The sequence below is a fragment of the Pseudomonas sp. H3_E07 genome, assembly GCF_054668895.1.
The window spans coordinates 5,018,105-5,030,738 of the sequence record NZ_CP162795.1; the positions used below are offsets into that span (position 1 = coordinate 5,018,105).

The following is a 12,634-nucleotide window of genomic DNA, read 5'->3' on the forward strand; positions in this document are numbered from 1 at the left end:
TCGAATGGATAAATGCACCCCCCACACCTGGGAACCCCACGAGCGCCCGAGCCTGCCCGGTTCTCCGTCGACGCCGTGGCACCCCACCCACAAGCGCTGGCTGTATGCGCTGGTGGGCGTGCTGGTGGCGATCACCGGTGGCCTGGGCAACGCGCTGGTCATCGCCAACCTGCAATACCTGCAAGGCGCCCTCGGGGCGACCACTGCGGAAATGGCCTGGCTGCCCGCCGCCTATGTGATGACTAACGTGTGCATGAACCTGCTGCTGGTGAAGTTTCGCCAGCAATTCGGCCTGCGTGCGTTTACCGAGGTGTTCCTGGTGCTCTACGCGCTGGTGACCTTCGGCCACTTGTTCGTCAACGACCTCAACTCGGCCATCGCCGTACGGGCGGCCCACGGCATGGTCGGCGCCGCGCTGAGCTCGTTGGGCTTGTACTACATGATCCAGGCGTTCCCGGCCAAGTGGCGGTTGAAGTCGCTGGTACTGGGGTTGGGCACCGCGCAACTTGCTTTACCCTTGGCGCGCCTGTTCTCCGAAGACTTGCTGCAAATCGCCGAGTGGCGTGGTCTGTACCTGTTCGAGCTGGGCATGGCACTCATCTGCCTGGGTTGCGTGTTCCTGCTTAAACTTCCACCCGGCGACCGCTTCAAGACGTTTGAAAAACTCGATTTCCTCACCTTCGCCATCCTCGCCAGCGGCGTGGCCCTGCTGTGCGCGGTGCTGTCCCTGGGGCGCATAGACTGGTGGCTTGAAGCCCCTTGGATCGGCATTGCCTCAGCCTGTTCCCTGGTGCTGATCATGGCGGGCCTGGCCATCGAACATAACCGCGCCAATCCGATGTTGATGACCCGTTGGCTGGGCAGCGGTGTGATGATCCGCCTGGCGCTGGCGGTGATCCTGATTCGCATGGTGCTGTCCGAGCAGTCCACTGGCGCGGTGGGGTTCATGCAGATGTTGAACATGAGCTACCAGCAGATGCACACCCTTTACGTGGTGATGCTCGCCGGGGCGATTGCCGGGTTGGTGGTCAGTGCCTTGACCATCAACCCGGCGCACCTGTTGATGCCGCTGGTAATTTCCCTGGCGCTGATGGCCACCGGCTCGGTGATGGACAGTTTCTCCAGCAACCTCACGCGCCCGCAGAACCTGTACATCAGTCAGTTCCTGCTAGGCTTCGGCGGAACGTTCTTCCTTGGCCCGACCATGGTATTGGGCACCAAGAACGTGCTGACCAACCCGCGCAACCTGGTGAGTTTTTCGGTGATGTTCGGTATCTGCCAGAACCTCGGCGGCTTGATTGGCGCGGCGTTGCTGGGCACCTTCCAGATCGTGCGCGAGAAGTATCACTCCAGCATGATCGTCGAGCACCTGACCCTGCTCGACCCACGTGTGGCCGCACGGGTGCAGAGCGGCGGCTCGGCCTACGGCGGCATTGTCGCCGACCCGGAACTGCGTAACCTCATGGGCATCCGCAGCCTGGCCACCGCGGCGACCCGTGAGGCCAATGTCATGGCCTACAACGATGTGTTCATGCTGATCGCGATTATCGCGATCCTGACCATGATCTGGATCTTTATCCGCAGTCTGTGGCTGATGAGCACCACTAAAGCAGCCACTCCCGTTCAACCCAGCGGCGCACCTTCATGACCGAATCGACCACCACGACCACCAACGCCATCGCCGCCACCCCGGAAGGCACCACGCCGCCCGGCGCCACGGTCACCGAGCCGCGCTCACTGCGCGTGCGCATCCTCTCGTCCCTGGGCTTTGCCGCGATTGCCATCGTCGGGGTGCTGATCGTGCTGTATGCCTGGCAATTGCCGCCGTTCAGCAGCGCGGTGGAAACCACCGAGAACGCCCTGGTGCGTGGCCAGGTGACCATCATCGGCCCACAGCTCAGCGGCTATGTGTTCGAGGTGCCGGTGCAGGACTTCCAGTACGTCAAGGCCGGCGACCTGCTGGTGCGCCTGGATGACCGCATCTACAAGCAGCGCCTCGACCAGGCGCTGGCGCAACTGGCGGTGCAGAAGGCCGCGCTGGCCAATGTGGTGCAGCAACGCAACAGTGCCGAAGCCACCATCAAGCTGCGCCAGGCAGCCTTGGCGGACAGCCAGGCCCAGGCGCGCAAGAGCACCGCCGATTTGCGCCGCAATGAAGAACTGATCAGCGACGGTTCGGTGTCCAAGCGTGAGCTGGACGTAACCCGCGCGGCCAACGCGCAGACCATCGCCGCCGTGGCGCAAGCCCAGGCCAGCCTGGAAATCGCCCGGCAGGACCTGCAAACGGTGATCGTCAATCGCGGCTCCCTGGAAGCGGCGGTGGCGAGTGCCGAGGCGGCGGTGGAGTTGGCGCGTATCGACCTGTCCAACACCCGCATCACCGCGCCGCGCGATGGTCAGCTCGGGCAGATTGGTGTGCGTCTGGGGGCCTACGTCAACTCCGGCGCACAGTTGATGGCGCTGGTGCCGCCGCAGTTGTGGGTGATCGCCAATATGAAGGAAACCCAGATGGACAACGTGCAGGTCGGCCAGCCGGTGACCTTCACGGTGGATGCACTGAACCATCGCAAATTCCATGGCACGGTGCAGCATATTTCCCCGGCCACGGGGTCGGAATTCAGCCTGTTGCAGGCGGACAACGCGACGGGCAACTTTGTGAAGATTGCCCAGCGCGTGCCGGTAAGGATTACGGTGGACCCGGACCAGGCCGAGAGCGAGCGGTTGCGGCCGGGGTTGTCGGTTGTCGTGAGTATCGATACCGCCGGCCGCCTCAAAAACTCACCACCTTGAGCATGGCGCTGATCCCTGCACGAGCGAGCTTGCTCGCGAAGATCGTCAACGATAACGCGGGGCGCCTGATGCCCGCGTTGCCCTGAGGTTTTTCGCGAGCAAGCTCGCTCCTACAGGGGGGTGTATTTCAGGTTGAAATTGAGTTGGACCGACTGATTGTGTTCCAGCAGTTTCAGGCCCGGTCGTCCCGCCAGGTGATGAGCGTTCACTGGATGACTCACCGGCTCGACGCAAAAGAACCCCAGCCCCGGCGGGCAGTACAGCAGGAAGTAGTCGGCCCCGCTGGCCTGGCATTCCAGCGCATAGCCCAGGTCCGGCTGTTCGATCCGGCAGTACCCATCCCACTGGCAAAAGCCGTTGTCCACCAGGCCTTCGGGCAGGGTATTCAATACCTGGAAATCCCATTCGCCCGGCACCGGCGTCAACCCGGTCGGCAGCTTGGATGCGTCGCTGATCCACACCTGCGCGGCCCTGGCCTGCAACCGGGTACCTGGCCGGCGCGGAAAGTATGGATGCAAGCCCACGCCATGCCACGCCGCTGTTTCGGCCAGGTGTGTCACCCGCAGCTCGATACTCAACGCCCCGTCGTTCAAGCGAATCCGTTGCTCGGCGCGATAGGCAAACGGCGTGTCACAGCGCACTTTCAGCACCACTTCATCCGCTGTGTGGCTGACCACCTGCCACGCCTGCTGCCAGGCCGAACCATGAATCGGCAGCGGGTCGGTCAGGCTGTTGGGCGTGAGCGCGAGCCAACCGCCGGGGTTGTCGAAACCGCCGTGGGCAATGCGGTTGGACCAGGGCACCAATGGATAGCACCCCAGCTTGCCCGGCAAACCGGTATCGATCGCCTGCTGATCGTTATGGCGCAGCAACGGCTGCCCGGAGGCGCGCACCGTCCAATTGACAAGGCTGCCTCCCGTGGCTGGCGCGAGGGTGAGGTGGGTCAGGTTGTCCTGCAGTTCAATCAGCATCAGAGCACCACGCTTGGCAGCCACAACGACAGCGCCGGAATGTAGGTCACTGCCATCAGCACCAGGAACAGCACGCCATAAAACGGCAGCAGCGCTTTCACGGTCTTCTCGATACTGACCTTGCCCACCGCCGCGCCCACGAACAGCACCGCGCCCACCGGCGGGGTGATCAAGCCGATACCGAGGTTGACCAGCATGATCATGCCAAAGTGCACCGGGTCGACGCCGATACCCAGCACCACCGGCAGCAGGATCGGCGTGAGGATCAGGATCAACGGCGCCATGTCCATCACCGTGCCGAGCAACAGCAGCATGGCGTTGATGCACATCAGGATCACGTAGCGGTTGTCCGACAGGGTCAGGAACAGCGTGGTGATCTTCGCCGGGATCTGCATCAGGGTCATGATGTAGCCGAAGCTGGCGGCGAAGGCGATCAGGATCATCACAATGGAAATGGTGCGCACCGTGCGGTGCATCAGCTTGGGCAGCTCGCTCCATTTGTAGTCGCGGTAGATGAACATGGTCACGAAAAACGCCCACAGCACCGCAATCGCGGCGGACTCGGTGGCGGTGAAAATACCCGAAAGGATACCGCCGAGGATGATCACCATGGCCATCAGGCCCCAGAGCGCATCGGCGCAGATTTTCAGCGCCTGCTTGAGCGGGATGACTTCACCCTTGGGGTAGTTGCGCTTTTTCGCGAAGATCAGGCACAGCACCATCAGGCACGCGCTCATCAACAACCCAGGCACCACGCCGGCCATGAACAGCGAGGCGATGGACACCGAGCCGCCCGCCGCCAGGGAGTAGAGCACCGAGTTATGGCTGGGCGGGGTCAACAGCGCCTGCACCGAACCGCTGACGGTCACCGCGGTGGCGAATTCACGCGGGTAGCCACGGCGCTCCATTTCCGGGATGAGCACTGAGCCGACCGAGGCGGTGTCCGCCACCGACGAGCCGGAAATCGCGCCGAAAAACGTCGAGGCCATGATGTTCACCAGCGACAGGCCACCGCGCACAAAGCCCACCAGCACGCCGGCAAACGCGACCAGCCGCCGTGACATGCCACCTTCGGCCATGATCGCGCCAGCCAGCACAAAGAACGGAATCGCCATCAGCGAAAACTTGTTCACGCCGCCAGCCACCTGGATCATCAGGGCCTGGAACGGGATATCGATCCACCACGCACCGATCAGCGCTGACAACCCCAGGGCGTAGGCCACGGGCATGCCGATCAAGATCAAGGCGATAAAGCTGCCCAACAGAATCAATGCGTCCATATCAGGCAGCCCCTTCGCTTTCTTCAACCAGGTCGAAGCGCACGACCCGACGGTTGCTCTGATCACCGAGCAAGAGTTTCTCCACCACGAAAATCAAGGTCAGCAGCCCGCCAATCGGGATCGGCATGTAGGTGATGCCCACGCGCAGGGTAGGAATCGCACTCATGAACTGGTTCCAGGTGGACAGGCACAGTTTGGTGCCCCAGATAGTCATGAACAGGCAGATGGTGCCCATCAGCAATTGCGAAACGACGCCGATGATCTGGCGTTGGCGGGGCGGCAGGCGGTCGGTGACCATGGCCACCGACATATGCGCGCCGGCGCGGTAACTGGCGGCGGCGCCGATAAAGGTGAACACCAGCATCAGCAGGATGGCGGTGGGCTCCGGCCAGCTGGAGCCGGTGCCGAGGACGTAGCGGGCGAAGATGCCCCAGGGGATGATCAGCGCGACTCCCAATACCGAGAGGCCGGCGACCCAGATACAGGTCATGTAGATGCGGTCGTTGATGCGCAGCAGTAAATTCTTCATGGCGTTCACCGTAACCGGGCGCGTCGATGCCGACCGCGCCGGGCCTTGCTAGAGAAGGAGGGCGTTACTGAACGGCGTCGATACGCTGGATGATGTCGGCGTACGCCGCCCCGTACTTGGCGCGAACCGGTGCGGTGGCGTCATAGAAGGGTTTTTTGTCGACGGTGATGAACTCCACACCGGCGGCCTTGAGCTTGGTTTCACTGCTGGCGGACTTGGCGTCCCACAACACACGCTCGTCAGCCTGGGCGGCCTTGGCGGCTTTTTTCACCATATCCTGTTGCGCGGGGGTGAGTTTGTTCCAGGTGATTTTTGACATCACGATGGGCTCGGGCAAGATCAGGTGCTCGGTGAGGGTGTAGTACTTGGCGTTCTGGAAATGGTTGTGCTCAAGCAGGGTCGGCGGGTTGTTTTCCGCGCCGTCGATCACGCCGGTCTGCAGGGCGCTGAAGATCTCGCCGGTGTCCATGGCGATGCCATTGGCCCCCATTTCATTGAACGCTTCGATGAACAAGGGGTTGCCTTGTACGCGGATTTTCATGCCCTTGAGGTCTTCGATCTTGCGCACGGGTTTCTTGGTGTAGAGGTTGCGCGTGCCGCCGTCCATCCAGGCCAGGGCGACCAGGCCGAATTCGGAGTCGGTGATCTTGGCAAGGATTTCGTCGCCGATCTCGCCGTCGATGACCTTGCGCATGTGCGCCTGGTCACGGAACACGAACGGCAGGTTGAACACGTTCACGTCCGGCACCACCGGGCCGACGATGCCCAGGCTGACGCGGGTCATCTGGATAGCACCGACTTGCGCCTGTTCGACCACTTCTTTCTCGGACCCGAGGACACCGCCTGGGAAATACTTGAAGGTCAGTTCGCCGTTGCTTGCCTGGGTCAGGGCCTTGCCCATGTTCTCTTCAGCAACGACGGTGGGGTAGCCGGCGGGGTGGATGTCGGCAAATTTGATTTCCAGCGCATGGGCGGCGCTGCTGAGGGCGAAGCATGCGGCGGCGAGCAAGGTGCGTTTGAAGTCCATGGGAGGTCTCTCCTGTCTTGTTATTGTTGTATTCAAGGCACAGCGATGCAGCTAGAGGGTGAACGTGGGCTCCGGCAATCCGACAACGCCGGGGTTGAGGGCGAACACGCCGCCGGACAGTGACTGTTCACTCTGGTCATCGCGGATCGAGGTGACGAACAAGGTGTCCAGGCGACTGCCGCCAAACGCGCACATGGTGGGTTTTTTCACCGGTACGGTGAGGGAACGATCGAGGCGACCGTCGGGGCTGAAACGGTGGATCAGCCCGGCGTCGTTGGCGCAGATCCAGTAGCAGCCGTCGGCATCCACGGCGGCGCCGTCGGGGCGGCCGAGGTGCTTGTGCATATCCACGAACACGCGGCGATTGGAGGGCGTGCCGGTGTCGATGTCGTAATCGAACGCCCAGATCTGCTGCACCAGCGGGTGTGAGTCCGAGGCATACATTGTGCGGCCATCGGGGCTGAAAGCCAGGCCATTCAAGGTGATAAAACCGTCCAGTTGCGCATGGGGCGCCGCACCTGATGTGTAGCGATACAGGGTGCCCTCGGCTGCATTCAACCCCATGTTCAGCACCATGCTGCCGGCCCAGAATCGGCCCTGGCGGTCGCAGCGGCCGTCGTTCAGGCGCATGTCCTGGCGTGGGTGCTCGACAGCCGCCAGTAGCGTGGTGTCGAGGCTGCCGTCGTTGTGCGGGGTGAGCTGGAAGAAGCCGGTTTCCATGCCGGCGACCCAGTTGCCCGCATCGGTGCGGGCGATGCAGGCAAGCATCTGCGGGGCTGTCCAGGCGGCCACGTGGCCGGTGGCGGCGCTCCAGCGTTGCAGGCCACCCTTGGGGATGTCCACCCAGTACAGGGCGTTTTCCCCAGGCACCCACACCGGGCATTCACCCACGGCATTGCGCGCGTCGACAATCAATTCAGCGTTCATGGGTCAATCACCGAACGGGCCGGCCGCGCAGAACGCGCCGCCCTGGTAGACCTTGGCCGGGTCATTGTCGGACACCGGTGGCTGGGTTTCGACCTGGGCACGGAACACTTCGGAGCTGTCCTTTGGCGCAAAGCCCAGGTGGGCGGCGTAGCGGTTGTCCCACCAGGTGTCGAGGTTATCCGACATGCCGTAGACCACGGTGTGCCCGACGTTGGGGGTGTACAGCGCGCGCTCGAGCAACTGAGTCAGGTCGTCGAAGCTCAGCCACGTGTGCATCATCCGACGATTCTGCGGTTCCGGGAACGACGAGCCAATGCGGATGCTGACGGTCTCGATGCCATAGCGATCAAAGTAGAAGCTGGCCATGTCTTCGCCGTAGGACTTGGACAAGCCGTAGTAGCTGTCCGGGCGGCGAGGGGAGTGGGCGTCGAGTTTTTCACCTTGCTTGTAGAAGCCGATCACGTGGTTGGAACTGGCGAAAATCACGCGCTTCACACCGTGGCGGCGCGCGGCTTCATAGATATGAAAAATGCCGCTGATGTTCGCGCCGAGCACTTCTTCGAAAGAACGCTCCACCGAGACGCCGCCGAAGTGCAGGATCGCGTCGACGCCTTCCACCAGGTGGTGCACGGCTTGTTTGTCGGCGAGGTCGCAAGGTTGCACTTCTTCGGACGCGTCGGCAGCCGGGGCCATATTGGCGATGTCCGACAGACGCAGTACCTGGGCATAAGGGCGCAGGCGCTCGCGCAGGACCTTACCCAGGCCGCCAGCGGCACCGGTGAGCAGCAGGCGGTTGAATGGAACGGGCGTGGTTGGGGTAGTGGTCATGAGGGTTCCATTGTTGTTGTAGGTTGTCGTATGACTATGCCGAAGTATCGTTAGGGATTCCCTTGGTTGTCAACGTCCTTGCGGTCAGGTGATGGCCGGAAATGTGGGAGCGGGCTTGCTCGCAAATACAGTGTGTCAGTCGACTCATCCGCGGCGGATGTAGCGCATTCTCGAACAAGCCCGCTGCCACAGGGGTATGCGTTGACGGGAAGTTTCCGCTCGATCCGAAACCCTACAGCAGTGAGATCGGGTAGCTGATAAAGAGGCGATTTTCATCGAACTCGTTATTGCTGAAATCCCGACGCATGGTCGAATTGCGCCAGCGCACATTCAGATCCTTCAGTGCGCCGCTTTGCACTGTGTAGGCCAGTTCCGACTCCCGACCCCATTCCTTGCCATCGGTGATTGCCCCGGTGTGTACGTTACTGCCGCTGATATAGCGGTTCATCAGGGTCAACCCCGGAATGCCCAGTACCACGAAGTTGAAGTCATGGCGCACCTGCCAGGATTTTTCCTTGGCGTTATCGTAGCTGGCGTTGTAGCTGTCGTTGGCCAGGGTCCCGCCGCTGGTGCCGTTGACCCGCATCCACACGCTGTCACCGGTGAGTTTCTGCAGGCCCACATAGAAAGTGTTGCCGTTGTATTTGGCTGAGAGCAGGGCGAAAGCGGTTTTGTTGTCGAGGTCGCCGGCCAGGGCGCTGCCGTCTTCCTTACCGGTGAAAAAACCGAGGTTGGCGCCCAGGGTCCAGTCGCCGACAGGTTGGCTGTGGGTCAAGTTGAAATACTGCTGCTGGTAGATGTCGCTGAGTTCGGCGTACCACACACCGACCTGGGTGCGTTTGTCGTTGAAGCTGTATTCGCCGCCACCGAAGTTGAAGCGGTCGGAGGTGAACGCGGCTTTGCCGTTCATGAACATGTCTTCCATGCTCGCATCGTTGCGCGGGCTGTTACCGCGAAACTGCCCGCCGTAAAGCGTCAGGCCGGCGATTTCATTGGAGGTGACCTGGCCTCCGCGGAAGGTCTGGGGCAGGGAGCGGCCGTCGTCGGAGCGCAGGATCGGCAGCACTGGCATCCATTCGCCGACCTTCAATTCAGTCTTCGATAATTTGGTTTTCAGCGCCACGCCAAGGCGCCCGAAGTTATCGGCCGGGCGGCCATCGCTGTGGATCGGCAGCAACTGCGTACCGCCGGTGCCTTTACCGCCATCGAGCTTTTGCGAATACAGGCCCAGCACATCAATGCCGAAGCCCACCGTCCCTGTGGTGTAGCCGGACTTGGCGTCGAGAATGAAGTTCTGCGTCCATTCTTCGGCCTTGCCCTGGGGGTTGGTCGGGTTGGTGAAGTTACGGTTGAAGTAGGCGTTGCGCAGGTTGAGCGTGGCCTTCGCGTCTTCGATAAAACCGTCGGCCTGAACGCTGAGGGGGAGGGTAAATGCCAGGCTGCCGAGACCGAGGAGGCCGATACATGAGGACGAATTGCGGGCGAATTGACTCACAGTGGAACTCCCTTTTTTGTTGTTTTTATTATTTGTCATACGTCGTCGTACAACATTGAGCGGGATATTTGCGAGGTTTTCGAGGGCTGTCAAGCAGAAGTTATACGATGACTCGGGGCGGGTTGATCAAAAGCGGGCACCGCCACTGTGGGAGCTGACTTGCCTGCGATGGCATTGCCGCGGTGTTCCTGCCAGACCGTGTTGTCTCCATCGCAGGCAAGCCAGCTCCTACAGGGATTGCATTTCAACCTCTGTTTTTAGCCGGCCATAACCATTGGCGGGAGGGTACCCAACAGCGAGACGGCGGCTACCGCTGAAACACCCAGTAACCATTCCAGCATCACGCTGGCCTTCAAAGTGCCCAATCGCGCTTCACAACGTTCGATACGGAGCCGGTTCAGCAAGGCCAGCGCCAACATCCCCAGCACCAGCAGCACCTTGATCAACAGGATCAACGCGAACCCCTGGAACAAAGGCGTGGGCCACAGTTGCCCGGTAAGCACACGCACGTTGATCAAACCGGTGACCAGCAAACCGGCGACCAGGCCATAACCCACACCGCTGAACCGCCGCAGGATCGGCTCCAGCGCCAAGGGGGGCGAGTGCCTGAGGATCAACACCAGCAGGAGCAATCCGCCTAGCCAGGCACCCACACACGCCAGGTGCACCACCTGATTGAGGATCAGTAATTGCCCGCTGAGCCCATCGAGCATGGCGCCATGGCCGACCGGCGCCAAGGTCCCCAGCAACAACGCGATGACCGCCAAGCGCAGTGCCCGCCAGGGTTTGATCAGCACGATCAGCAGCAACAGGTTCAATAGCAGGTGCCATACCCACACCTGGCCAAAGAAGGTCTTGCCCAGTACCAACTGCACGGTGGCCGGTTGCAGCGCCGCGTCCCAGCGACCTGCCATGCTGGCGGTAATCAACAGCAACCAGGCCACGCCGGAAAACACCCCCAGCCAGGCCAGCCCACGGGTGATACGGTCAAGTTGCCGGTCCAGTACCGGTTGCGTTTCAGCGCCCAGCAGCCAGGGCCTGAAAGCGCAGGACCCGAACATCAGCAGCACGACGATGAAATGCAGGAAGCGGCACAGCACCAGCAGCGTCGCCATGGGTTATTGGCCGACCTTGAAGCTGTACTCACCGTTGCTCTTGTGGGTGTCGACCGAAACCGCGTTCCACACCACTGTGTAGTTACCGGCGGCCAGTGGTGCGGCCGGGGTGACTACCAGGACTTTCTTGTCGGCTCCTAAGGTTTCCAGGCCCTTGATCGCAACTTCGGTGCCGTCCTTGCTCAGGGACACCTTGGTAAAGGTGGCCTCGACGCCTTCGCTGAAGGTCAGGCGCAGGTCTTTAGGCGCGGCGACGCTGCTGTCGGCCGCCGGTTCGGCGCTTTTGAGGTGCGCGTGGGCGAATGCGGCAGATGCACCCAGCAGGGAGGCGAGCAGGGCGACGGTGGTGAGGCTTTTCTTGATCAACATTGTTCAATACCTTCGGGGTCAGGAGTCGGTAAAGCCATGTGCAGCAACGGAAAGGGCTTGCCTTCGCCATCCAGCGGCGAGCGCGCGACCTGGATAAAACCATAATGCAGATAGAAGCCCACGGCTTGGGGGTTTTGTTCGTTCACGTCCACCGTGAGCGTGTCGTGACGGGCGCGGGCGTGGTCCAGCAACTGGCGGCCGATGCCCTGGCCACGGCGGTCGGGCTCGATGAACAGCATTTCCACGTTGTGCCCACCGGTGCCGATGAAACCGGCGATGCCGTGTGGGTCTTCATACACCCACACATCCAGCGCGGGCATTGGCAGGTAGGTGTCGCGCACCAGGGGCAGCAGACGTTGGATGTCATCCTCGGGGAGGAAATCATGGGTGGCGCGTACCGAGCGCTCCCACAGTGCTCCCAGCACGGGGTCGTCGGTGGGCACGCGAGGTCGAATAGTCATTGCGGTGATCCTTCATGGGGACCGCGATCCTAACCAATCCGATTTCCAGGGGAAAGGTTCGCGTCAGAAGTTTCATTATGGGCTGTCGCCGCGATCTAGAGCCGATGGTAGTCTTTAAGCCAAGTTGTTGTCAGGGAGCCCTTATGGGCAATCACAAGATCGGAATTCGTCGGGTCAACGTCGATAAAATCCTGCTGGCGGCGGAGAAAATCTTCGCCGAAAAAGGCTATGGCAGTACCGCCATGGCGGATATCGCCGAAGAAGTGCAACTGCCGCGCTCCAACCTGCATTACTACTTCACCACCAAAAGCGAGCTGTACAGCGCGGTGCTGTTCGATCTGCTGGAGGTGTGGAAGCAGGACGCCTTGAGTTTTGAGACCTTCGATGACCCGCGGGTGGTGCTCAGCAGTTACATCCGCGCCAAGATGCAACGCTCGCGGACCCGGCCCTATGGCTCGAAAGTCTGGGCCAATGAAATCATCCACGGCGCGCCGACGCTTGGTGAGGCATTGGATGAAAGCCTGTACGACTGGGCCAAGATGAAGGAAGCGAAAATTCGCCAGTGGGTGGAAGACAAACGCATCCTGCCGGTGGAACCGTCGAGCCTGCTGTACATGATCTGGGCCTCGACCCAGCACTATGCCGACTTTGATCATCAGGTGAAGATCCTGAATGAGCACCAGCCGTTGTCGGATATGCAGTTTGAGAAGGCAATACAGACGGTGACGAGTGTGATCTTGCGGGGGATTGGGCTGGAGCCTTGACGGGTCGAGGCTGATGGCCTCTTCGCGAGCAAGCCCGCCCCCACATTCGACTGCATTCTATCTGGAGGAATGCGGTCG

Annotated in this window: 13 protein-coding genes; 3 read left to right on the top strand and 10 right to left on the bottom strand. The window is 61.4% G+C overall.

The window, feature by feature from the left end:
- Positions 1-4 precede the first annotated feature (4 nt).
- Together AB4O08_RS23135 and AB4O08_RS23140 are read left to right on the top strand one after the other, a co-directional pair.
- Positions 5-1,648, top strand: coding sequence for an MFS transporter (locus AB4O08_RS23135; protein WP_460114377.1), 1,644 nt, complete (start codon positions 5-7; stop codon positions 1,646-1,648).
- Positions 1,645-2,790, top strand: a complete 1,146-nt coding sequence (locus AB4O08_RS23140; protein ID WP_010209371.1) for an HlyD family secretion protein — start codon at positions 1,645-1,647, stop codon at positions 2,788-2,790. Before AB4O08_RS23135 ends, AB4O08_RS23140 begins: the two co-directional genes overlap by 4 nt.
- Before the next feature lie 110 nt (positions 2,791-2,900).
- Here AB4O08_RS23140 and AB4O08_RS23145 read toward each other — a convergent pair whose 3' ends face one another.
- The 10 genes from AB4O08_RS23145 to AB4O08_RS23190 all read right to left on the bottom strand — a co-directional run bounded on the left by AB4O08_RS23145 (position 2,901) and on the right by AB4O08_RS23190 (position 11,792).
- Positions 2,901-3,761: an aldose 1-epimerase gene (locus AB4O08_RS23145; protein WP_305377773.1), complete on the bottom strand. Its 861-nt coding sequence runs from the start codon at positions 3,759-3,761 to the stop codon at positions 2,901-2,903.
- Positions 3,761-5,041, bottom strand: a complete 1,281-nt coding sequence (locus AB4O08_RS23150; RefSeq protein WP_038453403.1) for a TRAP transporter large permease — start codon at positions 5,039-5,041, stop codon at positions 3,761-3,763. The genes AB4O08_RS23145 and AB4O08_RS23150 overlap by 1 nt, the downstream gene beginning before the upstream one ends.
- Before the next feature lies 1 nt (position 5,042).
- Complete coding sequence (locus tag AB4O08_RS23155) at positions 5,043-5,570, bottom strand: TRAP transporter small permease (protein ID WP_010209377.1); 528 nt, start codon at positions 5,568-5,570, stop codon at positions 5,043-5,045.
- Positions 5,571-5,634: 64 nt separating this feature from the next.
- Positions 5,635-6,597 carry a TRAP transporter substrate-binding protein gene (locus tag AB4O08_RS23160; protein WP_010209378.1) on the bottom strand — a complete coding sequence of 321 codons (963 nt, stop codon included), beginning with the start codon at positions 6,595-6,597 and terminating at the stop codon, positions 5,635-5,637.
- 51 nt (positions 6,598-6,648) lie between these two features.
- Positions 6,649-7,524, bottom strand: a complete 876-nt coding sequence (locus tag AB4O08_RS23165; RefSeq protein WP_010209380.1) for an SMP-30/gluconolactonase/LRE family protein — start codon at positions 7,522-7,524, stop codon at positions 6,649-6,651.
- 3 nt (positions 7,525-7,527) lie between these two features.
- Complete coding sequence (locus AB4O08_RS23170) at positions 7,528-8,352, bottom strand: NAD-dependent epimerase/dehydratase family protein (RefSeq protein WP_010209382.1); 825 nt, start codon at positions 8,350-8,352, stop codon at positions 7,528-7,530.
- A gap of 232 nt (positions 8,353-8,584) precedes the next feature.
- A complete protein-coding gene (locus tag AB4O08_RS23175) occupies positions 8,585-9,847 on the bottom strand; it encodes an OprD family porin (protein ID WP_010209383.1) in 1,263 nt (420 codons plus the stop codon).
- A 257-nt stretch (positions 9,848-10,104) separates the two neighbouring features.
- A complete protein-coding gene (gene copD / locus AB4O08_RS23180; RefSeq protein WP_010209384.1) occupies positions 10,105-10,962 on the bottom strand; it encodes a copper homeostasis membrane protein CopD in 858 nt (285 codons plus the stop codon).
- 3 nt (positions 10,963-10,965) lie between these two features.
- Positions 10,966-11,331, bottom strand: a complete 366-nt coding sequence (copC, locus tag AB4O08_RS23185; RefSeq protein ID WP_010209386.1) for a copper homeostasis periplasmic binding protein CopC — start codon at positions 11,329-11,331, stop codon at positions 10,966-10,968.
- On the bottom strand, positions 11,325-11,792 hold the full coding sequence (locus AB4O08_RS23190) for a GNAT family N-acetyltransferase (protein ID WP_010209387.1): 468 nt from the start codon (positions 11,790-11,792) through the stop codon (positions 11,325-11,327). Before AB4O08_RS23190 ends, copC begins: the two co-directional genes overlap by 7 nt.
- 143 nt (positions 11,793-11,935) lie before the next feature.
- On the opposite strand from AB4O08_RS23190, the gene AB4O08_RS23195 reads away from it, so the two are divergent.
- Positions 11,936-12,556: a TetR/AcrR family transcriptional regulator gene (locus AB4O08_RS23195; RefSeq protein ID WP_305436243.1), complete on the top strand. Its 621-nt coding sequence runs from the start codon at positions 11,936-11,938 to the stop codon at positions 12,554-12,556.
- The last annotated feature ends 78 nt before the right edge of the window (positions 12,557-12,634 follow it).